This is a genomic window from Rhizobium sp. ZK1, from assembly GCF_047782645.1.
Taxonomy (GTDB): Bacteria; Pseudomonadota; Alphaproteobacteria; order Rhizobiales; family Rhizobiaceae; genus Rhizobium.
Map to the genome: position 1 here is coordinate 283,619 of NZ_CP180587.1, position 22,380 is coordinate 305,998.

A 22,380-nucleotide genomic window follows, 5' to 3' on the forward strand; every position below is an offset into this window, starting at 1 on the left:
CCCAAGGGGCTGCGTGAAAGGCGAAGGCACTATGGCGGTTTACTACGTGAATTCAGCAACAGGATCCAATAGCAACACTGGAACAGGCGAGAATTCGGCTTTTGCCACATTGTCCAAGGTAGAGTCCCTGAGACTGCAGCCCGGCGACAGCGTGCTTCTTGCTGCCGGAAGCGTCTTCAACGAACAATTCGATCTCAAATATTCCGGCAGCACTACCGCTCCGATCACGATCGGCAGCTACGGGGAAGGCGAAGCGCCTGTTATCCACAGCAGTGCCGGTAATGGCATTGCCAGCCAATATACGTCGAACATCGTTATCGAGAACATCAAGATCGCCGATACCGCAGGCGCAGCTATCTGGGCCAGCAATGTTTCGAACTGGACGGTCAACAATGTCGACGTCGAACATACTGGACTGTCCGGTTCCGGCTCGATCACCTTCAGGACCGGCCAGAATATCACGATCGAAAACAGCAGGATCAGCGACGTCAACAGTGACGGCATGTGGATCGAAAAGGTCACCGGCGTCAATCTCATCAACAATACCGTCACCAATAGCCACGGAAAGACGGCTGATGCCATTCAGCTGGACAACAGCAGCAATGTCCTCATCAGCGGCAACACCCTCGATCAAACAAATGCCGCCAGTCCAAAGGGCGTCCTTGTGCTCGGCACGGTTCAAAATGCCGTCGTCGAGAACAATACGCTGCTCGGTGGCGGCTTTGGGATCAGCGCGCAGGCCGGCACGAATATAGATATCCACGGCAATGATATCTCTGGTTATGGCGGCTATAGCTGGTCCTATGCTATCGGTCTCGGCGATCAGGGGGATGCGAGGGACTACACAATATCGGACAACCATATCCATGATGGTGGCTGGGGGGTTTCGATCAGCGCTGCCACCACACTGCCCTATATCCGCGAAGGGATCGATATTTACGGGAACACCTTCGATCATCTGTCGAACGCGGCGCTGAAGGTTGACAGGCCCGCATCAGGCTCTTTCCATGACAATCTTATCGCAAGCGATGTGACGCCGACCTACATTTCTCCGACGATCGTGGCCGCAGGCACATTTTCCGTCAGCGATAACCAGACGTTTAATGCGACCCAAACCCAGCTTGCATCTCTCGATAGTGCCCTTACCGCTGATGCAGCCCACGCTTCCACGGACCCCACGGCTGCCTCCTCCCATGAAAACGCGAAGATGTCGCCCGACAAGGCCGACGGAGATCACAAGGGTCTTGCCGCCGACAAGATGAGCCACGACGTCTTTGACTTCCAGCACTTTGCTAGCGACGATTCCGATGCACGTGGCCCGAACTCAACCCATGTCAATCATGGCGGCCCGCACATGGCCTTCAATCCCTCAGGTCTCGATGCTGGCGTCAACAACGTCGAGCATTCCCACCACCAGATCCCTGACGTGGCCTTGCAGCAGATCGACTTGCATGCGCCCAACGCTCCCTTTGATGGGGACGGCCTGTTGCTCTGACAATAGCCGGAAATATAGGTCTGGGAGGTAAATCCTATCGGATCGAGGCGATGAACAAGCCGGAGGTCATTACAGCGGGATAATCGTTTCCTGTCTTGAAAGGAACTACGGCGGGCATTGGAGTGCCCGCCTCGTTGGCGCCTGCTGAGCGCCTTCCGGAATTCTTCAGGTGCAGCCTTTTGGCTGATCGCGTCTGCTTGCCGACATCTTGCTGCATCGAACAACGACTGAGACACCAGCCGCAGCACCGATCAGTGCAGCTCGATACTCACGTCCGCGAGCAGCGGTTCCAGACCGGGAAGATCTGCATCCGTCGCCCTGCGCAGCTCCCGTGTAACCGCCGTCAATGCCAGCTCGAGAGACTGAGCGCCCAGTTCGATCTTCAAATCTTCCGCTAGCGCCCTTGCATAGGTGATCATTCGAGCCAAAGCTACCAGCTCGTCAAGATTATCCATATCTGCCGCCGCTGCGTGCTGAAGCTTTCCCGACCCTATGACCGTCATATCAATTCTCCAGATTGCGTCGATGACCATAGGGACAGTTCGGTACTAAAGTGCGTGAAAAACGCGTGAAACACTTTATGGGTGCAATGTGGTCTAAACCTTTGAGCGGGCTAGTTGTTCTGACCAAAGCGTCGTTTTCCTGAATTCCCAATGGCGATTTCTGGGCACGCGCTGATCAGCTGCGCCGCCAACAGCTTCGAGAAGCGCCAGGGTATCGATCCGTTTCTGATCGACCGTGTGGGTCTTCAGCATGTCCAGCCAATACTGCTTTTGGGACGCCGGTATTGCCGCACATGCGCGAACGATGAGAGCCCAGCTTCTCTTCTTGAAGAAGAGGTTTGCAGCGGTTTGTTCGAGAGCCAGGCGAAAGGCTTTATCGAAGAGCTGCTGCCTTTCCATCTCGTCCAAAGTGCTTCTGACATTGACCATGGGTACGGTCAACGCTCTGCCACCCAGCTCCATCGGCTCGTGTAAAAGCGCGACATCGGCGTCGTCGACGATGGTTCCACTGACATAGTCGTTGAAAATCCGTCCAACGCCGATCATTCCAAACGCTTGGCATTCGGCGGCACGCAAGGCGCCCATGCTGGCGGCGCCCAGCACCGTGACATCGAGCGAGAGCGCAAAGAGGATTTCCTTATGCCAAACCGGCGCGGTATTTTCAAAGCCACCGTCCACCAAGCCTATGACGTTGGCGCCATCTTCCACCGCTCTTAACACATCGCCCTGAACGGCGGGTGGCCGGAGAACGATGTCGCCTGAGGCGTGGCTTGCCGCATCCGGCAAGCTTGGACCGATGAAAACGACCTTCACCAGCGCATCGCCCTTGCAAGGGCACGTTGGCCGAAACGATGGAGCCTGTTGCCCTCGGGATTCTCGAGATCGGGAATGAAAATCTTCACCACCGAAAATGACCGGTCCTCAGGCATGAGAGGCAGGGCGATGACCGAACCGATGCCGCAAGCGCGAAGTCTGGCCAGCAGTTCATGCAAGAGGTTCGATACAGTTCCGACCGGTTTCGCGATGGTGGCGGCAGATACCGGCGCAGGGACGGCAAGAAAGGCGCTGCGGGTCTGTGCCGGAAGAGGCGTCGTGAACAGTTCAGGCCAGACATCGTCGCGGGCGCCGCTGATATAGGTTAGTCTCGACTGAAGCGCTTCCGTCACGGCCCGGATTGCCGCCCGCACGGCCCACGGATGAGCGCCGCTTCCTCCGGTGACCTCAACGAACCGGAGCGGCGCCTTACCGTTGGCCGTTGATGGGGCAACGAGCGCGGTATAGCAGGGAATACCGATATCGCTCGTGATGTCGAAAAGTTTCACGACAAGCCCGGCCGCCTCGATCCTGTCAATCAGGCCCGAGAGTGCGGTGTCGGCAAAACTCTTGGGATCGACGCAGCATGAGTCGCGCCTGTCATCGCTGGCAATCTGCCAAAGCACATGGGCATCGCGCTCGATGCGCTCCAGAATGCCATGGAATATTGCTTCATCCATAGTGTTGCCCGAGGCAAGCCCGTCAGACGACATCCAGAACCGATTATGTCTTGTTCGGTCGAGGATGGCGGCATCCTGCGGAACATGGATCGGCTGGTCGTGCAGCAATTCCGTTGCCAGGCTCCAGGCCAATTCCTCGTCTTCGCCCACGACCCGCTCGCCGCTTGCGATCAGGCAATCGAGCGGTTCGACGCGATCGCCCCGGCGTTTGAGGTCTCGTGCCGACGACACCGTGGTGACGGTGATGGGGTCACCCGCCACCGCACGTTCCAGGGCCTCCATTGCCGCCGAGACTTTGGCGTCGATATCCTCAAGTCCCTTGCCTTGGGCGATTACAATGGAGCGGGAGTTCGGTGTATAGGCGCACCAGACCGGAAGACCGACACAATCGAGATCAGTCTGTCGTGACAGGCGCGTGATGCCCATCGCCTCTAGATAAGGAGCGACACGGGACAACGTGTCCCGCGGCGCAATCGTTCGGTCAGAATAAGGATCGGAATGACCGGTCAGCGTCGCTCGCCTTCAGCCATCCACGTGGCCGGAGAAAACCGTCTGCGCTGACGAGACGGCGACCGCGAAATCGACATTCTTGATCAATGTGCCGCCGGCCTCTCGTTGCTTGACGGCTGCCGCCAGATCAGTGCCTGCTGGCACCTGCAATGGCGTCACAGTCCCCGCGTCAATGTCCACCAACCAAAGTCCCTTGTCGCCCGATACGCCCAATACAACAACTTTTGCCATAACATTCTCCGTTAGGTTTTTGAAAATCCGGCCTTGAAAAGACCGTCCCGGTAAAGCTCTTTTTGCCACTGCTCCTTGAAGGGCACCAAGGCGAGCCATTTTTCGACCTCGAAAGCAGGGTTGAGCATTTCGGCGCGTTGCCGATAAAACTGTGCCCGTTTTCGATCTCCGATCATCGCGCAGCTGGCTGCTGCGATGCGGTAGGCCGGTGCCTTGTCTTTCATTTGATCGACATAGGCGAGCGCCTCCTCGTAACGTTCAAGAAAGTAGCTCGCCCCAGCCGCGCACCAGAGGTAGGCGTCGGGTGCGATCGGATTGAGTGAGATCGCTTTCTTGATTTTCTCCAGCGCATCTTGCGGCCGCGACGCATGGACCAGCGTATCCGCATGGCTGTAGATGACGTCGGCATAATGCGGGCTGAGGCTTTCGGCGAGCTCAAGTGCCGCAACACTATCATCGACAGCACCCTGGTAGAGCTTCGTCACACCGAGTTCTCGATGCCCGGCTGCCGATTCTGAATCTCTTTCTATCGCCCGGAGCGCCTGATCTTCCGCAAGCTTCAGCAGGGCGGGATCGCCTTGCGTGGTCAACAGCCACTCGCTGGTGAATGTTCGCGACAGGCCTGTGAAAGCAGGGGCATAGTCCGAAGAAAAATGCAGTGCGCGCTTGAAGGATTTCCGTGCACGCCGGATATCCGGCAGGCTAAGCTTGGTGAGCAAGCCGGCACCGACGAGATAGGAATGATAGGCTTGCGGGTCAGCCTCGTTGCGAAGGCGAGTGCTTTCGTTGCGCTTCAATTGTCCCGAAACCGCATCGGCAAGTTTCTGGGCGATCAAGCGCCTTTGCGTCGGCAGCGTCTCGACGGCCATTTCAAATCGGGCCGCCCACAAAATCTCGTCGGTCGGGAAATAAATGAGTTGCGCATAAAGCCCTTCTCCAGAAAGCCGTGTGTCCAGGAGGTAGGAAATCGAGTGCCGCTGAACGATCGTGGCCTTGTCGGAGTCGCGGCGGATCTGCTCGGCTGTATGGGGCGCGACGACGGATATGTTGCGTAGCGCGCAGAGCTCGATCGTGACATCCTCGATAAGGGCGTCGGCAATTGCCGCCTGCCGCGTCAAGGCCGCTGCGCCTGGAGGCAAGAGAACAAGCCGTGGCGCTGGTGTCGCGGTTACGATCTGCGGCAGGGTGGTGTCTTGTTGCTCCGCGATGGGGCTGCTTGCAACTCCTACGGATCTCGTCGCCCACAGGTGGCGTTGCGAATGATCATCCGCCGTGCCGCGAAGGATGGAGCGGATCTGCTCGTCGTTGGGAAAGGTTTCCAGAAGTTGAAGTCCCGAGCGGCGCAGAAGGCGACGTTCCTCATCATCGCGAATATGATCTGCAGCCCTGACGAAGATGTCCCTCAGGGTGAGCACTTGCAGCTGCCGTTCGCGCTCGATCCATCCGTCGATTGCCTTGGTTGATGCGCCGAGACCGGGAATGAAGCCGCGTTGCACAAGGTCGCTGACGACGGCCAGTTGCGCCACTGGCTGCTTTTTCGTTCGCAATGTGTCGAGATCAACCGATATGGCGGCCTTGTTCAGGGTGACGAAAGGCGGCCCGAAATTCAGGATCTGTTCGTCGGATACGGTCGTTGTATCGCGAATGCGTGAAATCAGCTTCCGCAAATTGAGATCGGCAAGATGATCTCCGGTCTCGTTCCACAAGAACCGCGCAAGCTCTTGTCGGCTGCGCTGGTGATCCGGCGAGCAACACAGATAGGCCAGCATCACCAGAGCCTTGACCGGATAGCGGATCGGCGCGCCCAGGCCATCTGTCAGTCGCAACTCGCCAAAGGTCTGGAGATGAATCACGAAAAGTCCTCAGGCGCCGGCCTCTGGATGGATGACGTCATCAATGTCGGAAGTCGTGTTCCTGGCAAGGCTCTTGGCCAGGGCGATGAGCTTCTGCCTGATCTCTGAGCTCTCTATTGCCATGAAGGCGCGATTGAGAGCCTGGGCATCCTTCGACATCAAAAAGGCATTCACATCATCACGGCCGTTGCTGACAAGGCTGTAAGCGGCAGGCTCGGTGTGATTTTCGAAGAAGAATTGAACGGGTACACCCAGTGTTTCGGCGATCGTCTGCAGCCGGCTCGCGCCAATGCGATTTATGCCTTTTTCATACTTCTGGATCTGCTGGAAGGTGACGCCGATCCGTTCGGCAAGACCGGCCTGCGATAGCCTGAGCAGCTTGCGGCGCGCTCGTACTCTGCTACCGACATAGACATCAATCGATGTGGGCGATTTGGCCTTCATGGCTGGTACCTCCGATCATGGAATGATCATTGCGGGGTTTGCGCGAAAATGCAACCGAAAGTAATATAATAGTTTTTATAACAGGCCGCGGCGCACGCGTGCGCAATTTGGGCACCAACCTGTGCCAGGCCCAAGAGCGTGCACGGATTGACCGGTTTGGGCTTGGCGAACGGGTTGCCGTCTCGTGCGGCGCCAAGCGAGAAGGTTCCCACGCCTTCTCGTGGTGTTGGATGTCTGAGATTACGACGACGGTGCTTATGCTTTGCTCTCGTGAACGACCACCCGCAATCGTCACCTTCTTTAGTGTCAGCTTAAGTTAGCGACCGGGATGGCAAACCGTTCACTGCCGGGCGTCGCCTATTCGATCAAGCTCCTGAAGCAAGTCCATCCAAGCGGATGCGGCACCTTCGCCAACGTTTTTTCAAATCAGCACCTATCGCGACAATTGAAATTGCTGCTCACCGTGCTAGTTTAAATTGTCAAACCGTTGGCGTCGATGCGTCGGTCGCGATGCGCATGCCGCCAGCTCCGCTGTGACTGAAGACCCGGACACACCTAAATGATGACCGTCTCCGGAAACGTCCAAGAAAAAGAGATCGCGATCACGTGCCCACCGTTCGAATGACGCACGCCTAAAAATGCTTCATCGCCGCTGGGCTGAGTTCATCATCGTTCGGTAAACCGCCACACCGGGGTAGAAAATGTCTAAGCATGAACTGGTTGTCGTGGTTACGCTTGCATCTCTGTTTGTGGTTCAGGCTGCTCATGCAGACGGTCCGGGCGGCGTAGCCCGGGGCCTGAAGACGGCGCCGGTATTCAGCTTTATTTCCGAAAAGCGCCGGACCGCAGCACCTTTTGCGCATGTAATGTTCTGCGCCCGAAATCCGGATGAGTGTACTGCTCGCGGCGACGCGTCCGAAATCTCCTTAAGTCCCCTTGCGGACAAGCAGCTTCACGCCGTCAACACCTCGGTCAACCGCTCGATCCGCCCAGTGGACGAACGGCCCGATCAGGGCGATGTCTGGCAGGTGAACGTAAAGTCAGGTGATTGCGAGGATTTTGCGCTGACGAAGCGCGACCACCTCATCGCTATGGGCTGGTCAACGAAGGCACTGCGGATCGCCGTAACCAAGACACCCACGGGCAAGGGCCACGCGGTTCTCGTCGTCAAGACCGATCGTGGCGATCTGGTCCTCGATAATCGCATGAATGAGATCAAGAGCTGGAAGGATACGGATCTTCGGTGGCTGATGATCCAGTCAGGCGATGATCCGCGGATATGGTACGAACTTTAGATCTACCTGTATGGTCTGATCTCCGACGCATGTGTGGTGTGCAGCTCTTTCGACGGGAGGGCCACGGCTGCTCGCCGCCCGGCCAGGAAGCCATCCGACAAATAGCCTGGCCCGCGTGAGCACTGATCGCCGACCCGAAAGATCACATATCCGACTCCCGCGATTCCAGCCCGGAATGGGCATAGATCCTCGCTATATCGGCGGTGTCACAAAGCTTCGTCAAAACAGTGGTCTCAGTCATCAATCAATCTCGGACATTGGTGAACCGTCAGCCGAGGAGATAGGCTGCCGTCCGCTCGCTTGGACCCTGATCTCAGGCCGCTGCACTCATCAGTGCTGTCGGCGCCCTGGCTGTGGCCAACCCGAGCGCCCACTTTCCAGCCAGCACGCCTGTCACCGGTCGCCTGATGAGATGGTTGCGGCCAGGGTGTGTCCGTCCTTGTGGTTTGAGCGATTTGGTACGGTTCTCGGCGTATCGTCGACTTACATCTCAATGCCCCGCTGAGATTGCAGTATCACAACTCCACCAGCCAGGCCGTTTGATTCACTAAATTTGCTGGTCATTTGCCCGTGGGTGTTTCTCTGTTGCTGCAGCGCTCCAGATATTAGCGAGGCGCAGACATATTGTGCCAGGAAGCGCCAATGAGGGAGACGTTCCATGACTGTACCGCATCCTCCAAGAACCCATATCGGCGATCATCCCCTGCATCCGGAAACCCAGATGCTGAACTATGGCTATGATCCGGAACTCTCCGAAGGTGCGGTCAAGCCGCCCGTCTTCCTGACGTCCACGTTCGTTTTCAACTCCGCCGAAGACGGTCGCGATTTCTTCGATTACGTCTCGGGCAGGAAAGAGCCGCCGGAAGGCAAGGGGGCAGGTCTCGTCTATTCGCGTTTCAATCATCCAAACAGCGAGATCATCGAAGATCGTCTGGCGGTCTACGAGCGAGCCGAAATCGGCGCGGTATTCTCATCGGGCATGTCCGCCATCGCGACGGTCCTACTTGCCTTCGTCCGTCCGGGAGATGCCATCCTCCATTCGCAGCCGCTCTATGGCGGGACGGAAACCTTGCTTGCGAAGACTTTCCTCAATTTCGGCGTTTCCGCAGTCGGTTTTGCCGATGGCGTCAGTGAAGCCTCTGTAAAGACAGCGGCCGAGGAGGCGATGGCCAAGGGCCGTGTCTCTGTCATTCTGATCGAGACGCCTGCAAACCCGACCAACAGCCTTGTCGACATCGCGATGATCCGGCGGATTGCCGATGCAATCGGTCAGAAGCAGGGCCATATGCCTGTCGTCGCCTGCGATAACACGCTGCTCGGCCCGGTCTTTCAGCGCCCGATCGAGCATGGCGCGGACATTTCCCTCTATTCCCTGACCAAATATGTCGGCGGCCATTCGGATCTGATCGCCGGGGCAGCGCTTGGCAGCCGGGCGCTGATCAAGCAGGTGAAGGCGCTTCGCGGCGCCATCGGCACGCAGCTCGATCCGCATTCATGCTGGATGCTCGGGCGTTCACTCGAAACGCTGCAGATCCGCATGGAGCGCGCCGCCAGCAATGCCAAGGCGGTGGCGGATTTCCTCAGGCAGCATCCCAAGGTCGAAACGATCCACTACCTGCCATATAGCGATCCCGATTCCGCTGTCGGCAGGACATTCGCGGCCCAGTGCAGCGGCGCCGGTTCGACATTCTCCTTCGATATCAAGGGTGGCCAGCCGGCCTCGTTCCGCTTTCTGAACGCACTGAAGATCTTCAAGCTTGCCGTCAGCCTCGGCGGAACGGAATCGCTGGCATCGCATCCGGCAACCATGACGCATTCGGGCGTGCCGGCCGAGGTGCGCCAGCGCATCGGCGTCCTCGATGCAACGATCAGGCTGTCGATCGGTATCGAACATCCAGACGACCTCATTGCCGATCTCACCCTGGCGCTCGATGCAGCATAAGCCGCGTCGTCAACCCGCAACCATATTGGGCCGCTCAGCGCCGGCCCGATATCGCTCGGCTGACGTGTTCGGGATTTGAGATGCAGACAGTGCCGCCACAGCCATCCGCTTGCGGTCATTTGCTACTGTCCATCGATCGCGAGGCACCTGTGAATCCTGCCAGCCGGATCGTCTCGCAGCACTAACCGCCAAAATTGTCGGGGCTTTCGACGAAGGCGCCGTCTGGGCCATCAGCGGCAGCTCTGCTGCCCGACATTTTCTGCGCCAGGCGTTTGATCGCGTCGCCGAGGTTGGCGATCAGGACGTGGCTTGCAGGAACGACGACGAGCGAAAGGACCGTTGAAACCATCAACCCGCCAATGACCGCGACCGCCATAGGCGCCCTGAACTCGCCGCCAATCTCGTGGCCGAATGCGGCTGGTACCATGCCGGCCACCATTGCCAGCGTCGTCATGACGATCGGGCGTAGCCGCTCGGCACAGGCTTCGATCGTCGCTTCGATACGTGACAGGCCCGACCGCTCGAGCTCGATTGCAAAATCGACAAGCATGATCGAATTTTTCACGACGATGCCCATCAGCATGAGGATCCCGATGACGACCGGCAGCGACACGGGATGGCCGGTGACGATGAGGGAGGCAACGACACCTGAAAGCGCAAGCGGAAGAGGGGTGACGATCGTCAGCGGCGTAAGCGGGCTGCCGAACAGCAAGATGAGCACGACCACCACAAGGCTCAAGCCAGCGATCATGGCGAAGGCAAAACTCGCAAAAACGCTGTCCTTGGAATCGGAATCGCCGGTAGCCCGCATTTCGACTTCCGCTGGCAGCGCCTTGACGGACGGCAAGTTCTTGAGCGCTGCAAAGCCTTCGCCTTGCGTGATCCCTGCTGCAAGGTCCGCGCCGATTTCGACCCGACGCTGACGCTCCATGCGATGGATGACGGACACGCTTTCGCTTTCCTCCAGGCGTGCGACTGCCTCGAGCGGCACGAGGGTTCCCGATGACGTCACCACCCGCAACTGTCGCAGCTTCTCCGACCGGTCTATCCCGGCATCCTCGACGAGCGTGCGGATCGGGATCAACCTGCCGCTGTCCTTGAACGATGGCAGCCTGGAATCGGCATCGCCCAACGTCGCAACCCTGATTGCTGTCGCGACCTCTCTTGCACTGACGCCAAGATCGGCAGCTCGCTCCGGCGACACGACCACCCCGAGTTCCGGCTGGCGTGTCGCTTCCGACGAAGCCGGATTGACGAACATCGCGTTGGAGCGCATTTCGGTCAGGATTGCCCGGGCGGCCCTCGACGCCTGCTCACCATTGGCACTCAGGATTGCGAACGAGATATCCCGGCCGCCGCGATCGTTGATGAATTCGAAGCGAAGGTCGGGAATGGCCTTCAATTGAGCCTCGACGCTTTCCTGGATTTGCTCAAGTGAAAGCTTGCGCTGGCTGCGATCTGCGATGGACATCACGATGACCGACTTGCGGATGTCAGGCACGCCGTCGGACCCTGATCCGGCGCGCACGAACACCGTCTCGATATCCTCGATCGTCTTGAGGCGACGGGCAACCAGATCGCTCACCTCTTCATTGTCGGTAAGGGTCGAGCCTGGCGGCAGCTCGATCGAAACCGTCATCCGACCGGTATCCTGCGCCGGCAGAAACGCGCTCGGCAGGAAACCGGCAAGCAGGATCGTCATGGCAAAGAGGCCGGCCGCTAGTCCGGCTGTGATCCATCGCCATCTGATGGCCACGCCGGCGAGCGCGCGATAGCGCGCGACCAGGCGCCCTTCCGCAGGCGCCTTGCTTGGCGACGTCAGGAAGTAGGCTGCAATCAGCGGGGTTACCAGGCGTGCGACGAGGAGCGAGAAGAAGACGGCGATCGCGACCGTTAGGCCGAACTGCCGGAAATATTGACCTACTTCGCCGGGCATCATCCCGACAGGGGCGAAGACGGCAATGATGGCGGCCGAGATCGCAATGACGGCGAGGCCGATCTCGTCGGAGGCGTCGATCGCAGCCTTGTAGGCGCTTTTGCCGAGGCTTTTGTGACGGACGATGTTTTCGATCTCGACGATGGAGTCGTCGACGAGAATCCCTGTCACCAGGGTGATCGCAAGCAGGCTCAGCATATTGAGCGAGAAGCCGGCCAGTTCCATGACCCAGAAGGTCGGGATTGCCGAAAGCGGCAGGCTGATGGCGGCAATGACGGTGGCGCGCCAGTCGCGCAGGAACAGGAAGACGACGACCACGGCAAGAATGGTCCCCTCGATCAGCGTGCTGCGGGCAGACAGAAAATTGGCGAGCGTCAGCGTGACGCTGTCGTCGACGATCTTGAACTCCGTTCCGGGCCTTGAGTCGGCCATCTCCTCAAGGGCTGCGGCAACTTTTTCGGCGACATCGACGTCTCCTGCGCCCGTCGCCTTGTAGACCGTAAAGCCGATCGCCGGCTCGCCGTCGACGCGCGCGAAATCCTGCCGCTTCTCCCTCGTGTCGGCAACCGCAGCGACATCGGAGACAGAGACGCTCTTTCCCTGCGGCAAGGCAAGACGAATGGCCCTGAGCTCGTCGAGGGAAGAAACGGCCGCCTTGGTTGCCACCGTCATGTCCTGCGTATCGACGCTGCCGCGCCCTGACGGCAGATTGAACTGGCTTGCGGCGATCTGATCGCTGACCGAGGCCGCCGTCAGGCCGAGAGGGGCAAGCCTATCCGCCTTCAGGAGAACATGGATTTCCCGATTGACGGTGCCGACGAGTTCGACGCGGCCAATTCCGGCCAGCCCCTGGAGTTTTCTCACGACGACGTCGCTGATGAAAAAGGACAGATCTTCCGCCGACATCGAGCCGTTATGGGCCGAGTAGGTGACGATCGGCTGGTTTTCGGGATCGATCCTGTCGATGACAGGTTCATCGATGGCCGCCGGCAGCCGATCACGGATCTTCGTGATCGCGTCCCTGACGTCGGAGACGGCCCGGTCGACCGGCACGCCGATTTCAAACTCGACCTTGGTCTCCGATCGACCTTCCGAAATTGTGGACTCGATATGTTTGATATCGGGAAGGGCCGCGACGCTGCCCTCGATAAGCCTGGTGATCTGGATTTCGACCTGATCGGGTGCTGCAGCGGTCTCTTCGACGGTCACACCGACTGCCGGGACATTGATGGCCGGAAAATAGGTGATCGGCAGCGTTGAGTAGCTCTTCAGCCCGAGGCCCGTGAGGATGACGAACAGGAGGATGACGGGCAGCGGCGTGCGGATCGCCCATGCGGAGATGTTCATCGGATAACCTCAGTTGCTTTCGGAAACCGGGCCTGCATCGGTCTGCTCCACGACCGGGACTGCGTGATCGCCGGCCTCCATGAAGCCGCCCGACTTCGTCACCACCAGGTCGCCTTCGTCGACGCCGGAGCGGATCTGAACGAAACCGGCTTGGCGAAAACCGAGCGAAACCGGCTTTCGTTCGATGCTGTTGTCCTTGAGGATCTTGATCGACGGTTCCTCGCCGGAACCGGCAATCGCCGAGGTGGGCAGGAATATGCTTTTGCTGCTTCCGATCTCGACACGTGCCGAGGCAAAGGCGCCGATCGGGGCGGCCAAACCACGGGGCAGGGTGATCCGGGCGCGTCCGAGCCGTGTCCGGTCGGCAAGCGCCGGCGCGACGAAACGGACGATGCCTGTCAAACCATCACGACCGTCGCCGAGAAAAACATGAGCGACGGCGCCGACGGGCACGACATCGAACTGGGCCTGCGGGATTTCCGCTTCCAGTTCGAGCTGGTCGTCATTTGCGATGACGAAGAGTTGCTCGCTGGATGAGGAAGCGGTCGCGCCGACTTTGGCGGACCGGTTGATGATCCGGCCGGCCACCGGCGCAACAATCGTCGCATAGCTCAGTCGCAATTCAATATCCTTGCGCTCCGCAGCGACAGTCTTGACGGCTGCTTCTGCCGATTGGACGGCCTGCCTGCCGGCTCGCACCGTCACCGCTGCGCGCGCGAGCGCCTTTTGTCGCTGCTCAAGCGCTTCTTGCGACATCAACCCCTTGGGAACGAGCTTTTGCGCGCGCGTAAGATCTGCCCCTGCTTCCTCCTGCGAAATCAAGGCATTGTCGAGCGCGCTTGAGGCCTGCCCGAACTGTGCCGCCGCGCTTGCCGCCTGCGCGTCGTTTTGAATAAGCTCGATATCGATCCTTGATGTATCCAGTGTCGCAAGCACTTGTCCGCGGCTGACAAGATCGCCTTCTTCGGCGGCGATCGAGACTATCCGGGCTCCGGACAGATCGGTATTGACGAGCGTCGTTTCCATCGCAACGACCGTGCCGACGACGGAAACGCTCTGTTCGAGAATCTGGGCTCTCGCAGCGATAACCGACACTTTCGGCGCCTCCATGTCAGCGGCGAAACCGTGGATTGGCAGTCCCGCGGTCGCAAACAGCAGGGCGACCGATACCAGACGGTCCGTTCTGGAGTTTTGGAACGGTCGGTCGCCCTGCGACGGGCAGAGCGTGGGAGAGAGCGGCGTGAAGAAGGTCATCTATTCATTCCCTGCGCGATTCTTGTTTGATTGCCGGATATTCAAGGCCGCCGCGTCGGCGACCCCTTGGGTTTTGAACAGGATGCTTCGACCAGCCGAGTCAGAACCGGTAACCCAGCATCAGCATGGTTTTCGACTGAACCTTTTCCTTGACGATTGGGCTGTCTGCCGCCTCTCCGACCAGGAAGCCCACGCCCTGCTCACCCCTGACCACCCAGTTCTCGTTGATCAGGTAGGTGGCCGAGGCGGAGAGATCGACGCTCTTGATCCCGGCCCCAGCCTTGTACTGAGCATGACCGGAGCGGGCCGACTGGCCAGCGTCGACACCGAAATAGGCTTCCATGTAATTGTCGTCGGCGAAGGTGGCGGAGGCTTCGGCGCCGAGGATGAGATGCTCCGACAGGGGCTGCGAGATTGCCGCGCCGGCGGTTGCGAGCAGGCCCTCGCTTCCGCCGATCGTCTTGTCGACCGAGACGAAGAGATTGGCAGGCCCGAACGTGTAGGTGCCTTTGCCGCCGACCGTCACGCCGAAATCGATATCGCCCATGCCGCGCAGCGTGGCGGCATCGTCTTCGTTACGGCCCGAGTCGTAGCCGACATTGACGTCGAAGCGGAAAGCATCCTTCTCGAAGGCCTTTATCTCGATGCCGCTTGGATCGATGGTGATCCGGTCGAAGAATTCGGCCGAAATGAAGGGGAACGGCGAGACTTCAAGCTCGTCGCTTCCCTCATATTTCGGTTTGAAGGCAGCGCCGGCGCCGATGACGACGTGCCAATCGTGCAACGCCTGGCGGACCGGGCCGAAACGCTCCGGATCCGGCGGTGGCGGTTCCTGCGCGGTCTGCCCATCGCTTGTGAAGTCGGCGGCTTGCGCGGCAAAGGGCGATAAGAACAGAGACGCCACGGCGATGGAAAGCAGCCGGGACCGATCGACGGTCAGTTTGTTAGAGGCAGACATGAATGCTCCGAGGTTGACTTCGCGCGCATCCTCCGAAACCGACCTGGAAGCACGCCACGCCTCAGCAGTGCCATGCACGACGGGCATTGCGTGTTGGATGTTGTTAAGAATTGTTTCTGCTTGAGCGGGCCGCACTGCGCCATGGAAACAATTCTTCATAAATCGCGGGAGAGGAAGGCCTCGCTCTTCATGGTAAGGATGGAGCCGAAGAACGGAGGTAGCGTGATTGGTTGATGAGCGCGCACGAGCGGCCGTCGAACGGCCGAGGATCCTGATCGTCGAGGACGATCGTCAGATCGCCGAAATGCTGCGGGACAGTCTCGTCGAGCAGGGTATGGATGCGGAGCTCGCAGGCGACGGTGCAGCGATGGACGCGAAGATGCGGGCGATGCCCTTCGATCTCGTTGTCCTCGATGTCATGCTGCCGGGCGAAGACGGTTTCAGCCTCTGCCGGCGCCTACGCGCAGGTGGCGGCATCCCAATCCTGATGCTGACATCCTTGAGCACCGACATCGACAGGATCGTTGGGCTGGAGATCGGTGCGGACGACTACGTCACCAAACCCTTCGTTTTGCGTGAGCTCCTGGCCCGGATCAAAGGCCTCCTGCGCCGGTCGGGCTTGTCAGCACAGCGAGAGGCGAGACCCGCGCCGCGATTGTTGCGTTTCGAGGGCTGGCGGATTGATCCGGCCCGGCGTCAGGTCCACGATCCGGCCCAGGCCAGGATTGCCATGACCACCCACGAGTTCGATCTGCTTCTTGCCTTCTGCCGCAATGCCGGTCGGGTTCTGACGCGCGAGCAGTTGCTTGCGGTCACGCATGCGGGGCTCGCCGGTCCGATCGAGCGGAGCATCGACGTCCATATCAGCCGGCTCAGACAGAAGATCGAGAAGGATCCCCGCGATCCGCTTCTCATCAGAACGGTCCGGCTTGGCGGTTACGTGTTTACCGCGCGGGTGGAAGAGGCCGATGTTTAAACGCCTGCATCGTGTCACGATGACGATCCGCGGCCAGATCACCATCATCATTCTGGTTGCGCTGGTGACGATCATCACCATGGGCGATGCGGTGGAGCGCTGGGCCAGGGAAGATCTTGCCGCCCCGGATCTCGAGAATATCGCCGAAAAGCTGAACGCCATCGCCGAGCTTCTCGGACCCGCCTCGCCTGAAGATCGGCGGATCATCCTCGCCAACGCACGTCGCGCCGGCTGGGACATCGAACTTACGCCGACGGCGACCGCGAGCCGGTTCGTACAGTCTTCGAGCCACCAGAGCTTTCTGGACATCGTCACTGCGCGGTTGTTTCCGCCAGACAACGCGCCGCCGATTGGCGGCTGGCAGACTTTCCTCGATGACCGGCGGGTGATCGCCGCGCGTGTCGACGACGGCACGATCGTCATCACCTCGGGTTTTCCAGATTCCATGCTGAGCAGCGCGTTCCTGGGACGCGGCCCCTATTACTTCGTCGCTTTTTTCGTATTGATCGGCTTTTTCTTCATATTCGCGATCAGAGCGATCACCGAACCCATACAGCGCATTGCCCATGCGGCGGCGGTTTCCGATATCACCACCGGTTCCCCCGTTTTCGAGGAGAGGGGAACGGTCGAGATCGTTGCATTGGCCCGGGCGCTAAACGGCATGCGTCGGCGCATCCGTCTGATGATCGAAGCCCGTACCCGGATGCTGCGCGGTATCGGCCACGATCTGCGCACGCCGCTGACGCGACTGAAACTCCGTGTGGAGCGGATGGGCGACGGCGGTCAGAAAGACGCCCTGCTTTCCGACATCGATCGGATCGAGAGCCTTCTGGTGGAGAGCCTGAACTATCTTAGAAACGATTATGCGACCGAGATGATCGAGCTCGTAGACGTCGCCAGCATCCTGCAGACGGTCTGCAGCGAATTCGCCGATATCGGCCACGCCGTCCGATACACCGGGCCGAACCGGCTTCTGGCCAGGTGCCGGCCGCTTTCCATCACGCGCGCGGTCACCAATCTTTGCGACAACGCCGCTAAATTTGCAGGCAAGGTCGAAGTGACGATGGCTGAGCGGCCGGAAACCGTACTGATCATCGTTGAAGATGACGGCCCCGGTATTCCCCAGGAACTTAGAGAGCGGGTCCTTGAGCCGTTCTTCAAGTCGGACCAGTCTCGTGCTGGAGGCGGCTTTGGCCTCGGTCTATCGATCGTCGCAGATATTGTTCACGCCCACCAAGGCACATTGGAGCTGCGGCAGCGCAATCCGGCTGGCCTCAGCGTTGTTGTCGCGATACCGAAATGAAGGATGAAGCGGTGATCTGCTGTCGAAGGTTCTTCAACGATCGCCATCCGACGTGCATGCTCGATGTTGAAGATAAATTACTCCTTGATCTATGGGCCCACGACAAAGGTGTCGTGCTCGGTGTCTCACGCGGCGGAAGTGTGAGCGTCAGGTTGTGATGCGAGCTCGTTGCAAGGCCTTAAAAGCCGTTGCTGTTGCGAGCCAAATTGAAACATTCTCGCTGGTTCAGTTGTCGTTGATAGGAATTCGTTACCGCTAGCCAAAGCGCATTCGCAGTTATGCTAATATTTGGTGTAGATTGCCCTCGGATTTATGTTGTTGGCCAGGGCGGCAATAGAAAAAGAAATAGAACATTCGCCTTCTCGCTGCTGTTTGGCGAGAAGGTGACTATTCTTTCCTATCTTTTTCTTTGTGGTCGAATTGTCTTTCTTTTTTCGTGAATTGGTGGCTCCGGGCGCAACTGCCCGTGCAAATGTTATTCTATCACTGCGGGGAGGGCGGATGATGGTAAAACGACCGATCAGGGCGGGAACGCAGTCTCTCACTAAAATACGTGCGGAAGGCCTGGACTCCAGCACGAGCGTGCTGACGGGTGCGGCAGGCACAATCGTCGGTCCCGTGACCGGTATTGATTTGGGCACGATATTCGTCCCGCGCCCGCTCGATTTTGTCGGCAATCTCTTTGAGCAAAACCGGCCGGGCGATGCGGTTGTCAGACCCGATGACCTGGTTGCGCTGCGTATCGAGACGCGCAATCTGACGATCGTTGCAGGAACTCCGCCCCGACTGAAAAAGCAGGCTTCGGGAGCTGCCAACATAATCTTGCATTTTCCGCCCCAGTCGATCACCGAGGAAACGTTTTTCGAGACCCGGCCCTCCGGAACTCAAAATCCTGCCGCGCAGCGGCCTGACGAACAGGTCAAGCAAGACCCCGCGGGTGGTACCGAAACTCCGCGTACGCCTCCGATCCGGGCACGCATTGCCGGGGAATCGCGACTGGTGTTCCAGGTGCCGGATGGCTTTGATGTTCCCTATACTTTGGAGGGCGTTCTCGATGCCTGTCAGGCTCTCAGTCTAAAAGTGGCGGCAAATGCGGGACCTCGCGGGGCGAGGCGGCGCGCATTCACCACGACCGATCTATTCGATAGCCGCAGATTGGCCGCCTTGCCGGCCGCAAAACGCGCCGCCTTGGCCAGTTTCGCCATCAGAAGCACTCAGATTGCCGCCGTCCAAAGTGATTTCGCAACATTGAGAGCGCGCCAGTTTTCGGGTGGCACTGCGCTCAAGACACTACCACGGGATCGTTTCGATCTCGATGTTGCCGTAGCGGTCAGACCTGGCGCGCCTCGTCCGGCGTTGCCGTCGGCGCTAACGACGTCGATCGAGTTGCCGTGGCGGCTGATCCTGTCGCCTCATGCAGCGGAAAAATGGCGCCACGCCACAGCTCCTGCAACCTCCCCGGCGACAAGCCGCACCGAACTCTGGCACTCCAGGCTCGTCGCTCCTGATGCCGACGGCAAGACGATCGAGCCGCCCTATGACGATCCCAACCGCACCGTGCGGGCGATCTGGGCGCTGAGCGGCGAAGGTTCGACCAAGTCCATGCAAAGCGGCTGGCCCGTCCCTGTTGCCGCCGCACTGCCCGCGCCGAGCACCGCTCCCTTCCGTATGCCGCTCGACGATTACGATCGGTTCCAGATTGCGCATCTTTCATCGAACTTCTCGGTGTCGAACTACACGCCACAGCCCGTCGATACCAATCTGATGATGCTGACGGCACTTGGCGGCTGGCTTGAATCACGCGGCAACTGGGATCCGCCGGGTCTTTCGGTCGAGGAGTGGGGGCATCGTGCCAGCATGGGGCGAGACCACTATGTGCGCGTCGTTTATCGCGGCTTCCTGTTCCCCTTTGGCCATCGTGTTTCCCTGGTCAAAGTCAGCGAGCGCAAGTTCCACAACGGCGCCAAGGACGGTGAGGGCAAACCGGTCATCGAGCAGATGCCGGGCAATGCTGCATATGTGCGTCAACGCCTGTTTCTCATCGTACGAGAACGCGAGCGCAGTTATGTGGAGCCTGGTGCAGATCAGCTGCGAAACAATGCGGGCAATGTGTTCTATTCCCGCCAGTTCCCGTTCACCAGCATACGGGTTCTTACGCAGGTAACGCCAAATCTCGATCAGCCAACGGCTTCGGACGTCGCCGGATTCGGGCAGCGTATGTTCTGGCCCAACGTCAATGGCCAGCCATTCAAATTCCAGTTCGTCGCAACCGATCTCGATGGGCGGCGCGTGGCCTTTGATCTGCCGATGATTTTCATGGACAACACCCTGGCATGTCCGCGGATTCTGAACCCGGGCAGCACCAAGCTCGTTCCCGATTTCGCCGCTGCGGAAACCAATGCGGCCATCGCGAACCAGGACTATGCCAATGCCGGCGCCAAACACACCGCGACGCTCAATCTGCAGCGCGTTGCGATGGCCACGAGCGTCAAGGCCGGCGATACATCGGTCCAGGTCGAGGAGATCGATTTTGGCGGCGAGGTTGAGGCCAACAACCAGACACTGCGCAATTTCAGCAACGGGCTGAACCGGCCGGTTTTTTTCCCCAAGGTCTCCGAGACACGGGCTCGCATCGGTGCGCTCGCCCATCTCAGCGGCAGCACCAAATCGAATGCCCTGGTCTGGAACGCGTTCTATCTCAGGAAGGGCTTCGACACCAATGTCGGCGAGGTCTTTGCCGACGTAAAGAACGATCCCAACATGGCCAAGCTCGACTTTTCGTCACAGGGCGACCGGTCGGGCGGTTTTGTCCAGCCTAATTTGAAGCCCAACGCCTTGTCCCGTTTTGCCGGTCCGGTCATGGGAGATGTCGGCCAGTTTATCGACGGCAAAGTGCCTGCCGGCGGGGGCTTCCCGACGTCGATCAGCGATCTGCCTTTGCCTTTGCTCTTCGGCTGCATTCCGCTCGGCGAAGTCATCGAGGCCGTTGCAAATCTCGTCGACTCGCCGGAGAAAATTCCGAAGTTCGGCAGCGAGGCCAGCACCCAGGTCGAATCCTTTATCAACGGCCTGGTGCGTCTCTATTCGTTCATTGAAGGCATCGCTTCGCAGCCAAGCAGCATCGGCAATGCTGCAATGTCGGCCTTCAAGGCGTCGCTGAACGACCTGCTTGCGCAGGCAAAGGCCTATGCTGCCGCGCAAATTGCCCCTGTAGAGGCAGCCGCCAACCAGCTAATGACGGCGCTCAACGATGTCGCAGTCAAATTGCAGGCTCTCGCCTCGCTCGTCGTCAATGGGGCCGCCACAGCTCCGGATCTCGCCAATATCCCGGCGAGCATCGCGACGGCCCGTGCCCGCCTTGCCGACCTGAAGACCGCGGCTAACGCGAATATCGGCGGCGTCAATCTGCCATCGGGTATCCGCCAGAGCCTTCTCGGCTTTGTTGCCCAGCTCGATACGGTTCTTGAAGACCTTCAGACCCTGCCCGTGCTTGTGGCACAGGGTAAGGCGCTGTTCGACGCGCTTGATGCCATCGTTGGCGACCCAAGCCAGATCGAAGCCCTGTTCTCCGATCCGGCGACGTTGAAAACCCGGGTCGAGGCGGTGGCTGCTGCGATCGGTCCGCTCAAGACGACCGTGGGCGGTTTCGATCTGCTTGACGGTGCCCCGCGCAAGGTCATTGTCGACGCGATGAGCGCCGTCGAAGAGGTCCTCGGTGGCATTGCCGATCTGCTCAAACTGATAGAAGGGCTTGTCGGCGAAGAACTGACAATTCGCTTCGACTGGAACCCGGAAATTGACAGCTGGTGGCTGCCGGGAACGGCACACACGCCTGACAAGGCGCTGTTTCGAGCCAACGATAAACATGGTTTCCTGATTGCCGTGGAAGCCAAGGTCAAGAAAAACGGTGCTTCGGCACCCAAGATCAGTGTCTCCTGCGGCCTCAAGCATTTTGATCTCGTGCTGATTGCGCCGGCCAGCTTTCTCGAGCTGAACTTCGAGAAAATTGAATTTTCCATCGACAGTGCCGCCAAGATGGATGTCGATGTGCTGCTCAACGACATCAAGTTCGTCGGTCCGTTAAGTTTTGTCGAAACCTTGCGCGACCTCATCCCACTCGATGGTTTCAGCGACCCGCCCTATCTCGATATCTCGACCAAGGGCATCGATGCCGGCTTCTCGGTCACATTGCCCAGCATCAGCATCGGGGTGATGAGTCTCAGCAATCTGGGGCTTGGCGCCGGGTTTACCGTGCCCTTCATCGGTCAGCCGCTCAGCGTCCGCTTCAATTTCTGCACCCGTGAGCAGCCGTTCTGCCTTACGGTCTACATGTTCGGCGGCGGCGGCTTCTTCGGAGTCACCATCGATCCGCACGGCGTCCAGATCCTCGAAGCGTCGTTCGAGTTCGGCGCCAGCATTTCCATCGATCTCGGTGTCGCCTCGGGTGGCGTGCATGTGATGGCCGGGATTTATTTCCGTATGGAGCAGGACGCCGCCTCGCTGACCGGCTATTTCCGGCTCGGCGGCCATGTGAGCGTGCTCGGCATCATCACGGCGTCGCTCGAACTCTATCTGGAGCTTCGTTACGAGTTCCAGTCGGGCAAATGCGTCGGCAAGGCGCAACTGACGATCGAGATATCGGTGTTCATTTTCTCCGGTAGCGTAACGATAACCTGCGAACGCAAATTCTCGGGCGCCAATGGCGATCCGAGCCTGCGCGAAATGCTCGGCTTTAATCCCACTGTCCCGCTGGATCAGGAACTCGGCCAGATCGATGCCGATACTGAATATGCATGGCGCGACCATTGCGAAGCTTTTGCCTGAGCGGGGAGGAAAATCG

At 59.2% G+C, this 22,380-nt stretch carries 15 protein-coding genes; 6 read left to right on the top strand and 9 right to left on the bottom strand.

Annotation, left to right across the window (positions count from 1 at the left end; genetic code table 11):
- Positions 1-31 precede the first annotated feature (31 nt).
- Positions 32-1,495, top strand: a complete 1,464-nt coding sequence (locus ACK9YZ_RS23945; protein WP_416067846.1) for a right-handed parallel beta-helix repeat-containing protein — start codon at positions 32-34, stop codon at positions 1,493-1,495.
- A gap of 251 nt (positions 1,496-1,746) precedes the next feature.
- On the opposite strand, the gene ACK9YZ_RS23950 is transcribed toward ACK9YZ_RS23945, so the two are convergent.
- The 6 genes from ACK9YZ_RS23950 to ACK9YZ_RS23975 all read right to left on the bottom strand — a co-directional run bounded on the left by ACK9YZ_RS23950 (position 1,747) and on the right by ACK9YZ_RS23975 (position 6,529).
- Positions 1,747-2,028 (bottom strand): hypothetical protein, encoded by a 282-nt coding sequence (locus ACK9YZ_RS23950; protein ID WP_416067847.1) that lies wholly within the window; start codon positions 2,026-2,028, stop codon positions 1,747-1,749.
- Between the two features lie 63 nt (positions 2,029-2,091).
- On the bottom strand, positions 2,092-2,811 hold the full coding sequence (locus tag ACK9YZ_RS23955) for a TfuA-like protein (RefSeq protein WP_416067848.1): 720 nt from the start codon (positions 2,809-2,811) through the stop codon (positions 2,092-2,094).
- Positions 2,808-3,965: a YcaO-like family protein gene (locus ACK9YZ_RS23960; RefSeq protein WP_416068492.1), complete on the bottom strand. Its 1,158-nt coding sequence runs from the start codon at positions 3,963-3,965 to the stop codon at positions 2,808-2,810. Before ACK9YZ_RS23960 ends, ACK9YZ_RS23955 begins: the two co-directional genes overlap by 4 nt.
- Positions 3,966-4,013: 48 nt before the next feature.
- Positions 4,014-4,232, bottom strand: a complete 219-nt coding sequence (locus ACK9YZ_RS23965) for a hypothetical protein (RefSeq protein ID WP_183734128.1) — start codon at positions 4,230-4,232, stop codon at positions 4,014-4,016.
- A gap of 11 nt (positions 4,233-4,243) precedes the next feature.
- A complete protein-coding gene (locus ACK9YZ_RS23970) occupies positions 4,244-6,085 on the bottom strand; it encodes a peptide antibiotic resistance protein (protein ID WP_416067849.1) in 1,842 nt (613 codons plus the stop codon).
- A gap of 9 nt (positions 6,086-6,094) precedes the next feature.
- On the bottom strand, positions 6,095-6,529 hold the full coding sequence (locus ACK9YZ_RS23975; RefSeq protein ID WP_216759369.1) for a helix-turn-helix domain-containing protein: 435 nt from the start codon (positions 6,527-6,529) through the stop codon (positions 6,095-6,097).
- Positions 6,530-7,230: 701 nt separating this feature from the next.
- On the opposite strand from ACK9YZ_RS23975, the gene ACK9YZ_RS23980 reads away from it, so the two are divergent.
- Both ACK9YZ_RS23980 and ACK9YZ_RS23985 read left to right on the top strand, forming a co-directional pair.
- Entirely contained in the window at positions 7,231-7,824 is a 594-nt protein-coding gene (locus ACK9YZ_RS23980) for a transglutaminase-like cysteine peptidase (protein ID WP_416067850.1), read from the top strand.
- A 658-nt stretch (positions 7,825-8,482) separates the two neighbouring features.
- Complete coding sequence (locus tag ACK9YZ_RS23985; RefSeq protein WP_416067851.1) at positions 8,483-9,766, top strand: cystathionine gamma-synthase family protein; 1,284 nt, start codon at positions 8,483-8,485, stop codon at positions 9,764-9,766.
- Between the two features lie 181 nt (positions 9,767-9,947).
- On the opposite strand, the gene ACK9YZ_RS23990 is transcribed toward ACK9YZ_RS23985, so the two are convergent.
- The 3 genes from ACK9YZ_RS23990 to ACK9YZ_RS24000 form a co-directional block, all read right to left on the bottom strand.
- Positions 9,948-13,049, bottom strand: a complete 3,102-nt coding sequence (locus tag ACK9YZ_RS23990; protein ID WP_416067852.1) for an efflux RND transporter permease subunit — start codon at positions 13,047-13,049, stop codon at positions 9,948-9,950.
- Positions 13,050-13,058: 9 nt separating this feature from the next.
- Entirely contained in the window at positions 13,059-14,303 is a 1,245-nt protein-coding gene (locus ACK9YZ_RS23995; RefSeq protein WP_416067853.1) for an efflux RND transporter periplasmic adaptor subunit, read from the bottom strand.
- Between the two features lie 100 nt (positions 14,304-14,403).
- Positions 14,404-15,261: a MipA/OmpV family protein gene (locus ACK9YZ_RS24000; RefSeq protein ID WP_416067854.1), complete on the bottom strand. Its 858-nt coding sequence runs from the start codon at positions 15,259-15,261 to the stop codon at positions 14,404-14,406.
- Between the two features lie 226 nt (positions 15,262-15,487).
- Between ACK9YZ_RS24000 and ACK9YZ_RS24005 the strand changes: the two genes are divergently transcribed.
- From ACK9YZ_RS24005 to ACK9YZ_RS24015, 3 genes are all read left to right on the top strand, one after another.
- A complete protein-coding gene (locus ACK9YZ_RS24005) occupies positions 15,488-16,237 on the top strand; it encodes a response regulator transcription factor (RefSeq protein ID WP_416067855.1) in 750 nt (249 codons plus the stop codon).
- Positions 16,230-17,540, top strand: coding sequence for an ATP-binding protein (locus ACK9YZ_RS24010; protein ID WP_416067856.1), 1,311 nt, complete (start codon positions 16,230-16,232; stop codon positions 17,538-17,540). The genes ACK9YZ_RS24005 and ACK9YZ_RS24010 overlap by 8 nt, the downstream gene beginning before the upstream one ends.
- A gap of 501 nt (positions 17,541-18,041) precedes the next feature.
- On the top strand, positions 18,042-22,364 hold the full coding sequence (locus tag ACK9YZ_RS24015) for a hypothetical protein (protein ID WP_416067857.1): 4,323 nt from the start codon (positions 18,042-18,044) through the stop codon (positions 22,362-22,364).
- Positions 22,365-22,380: the final 16 nt, after the last annotated feature.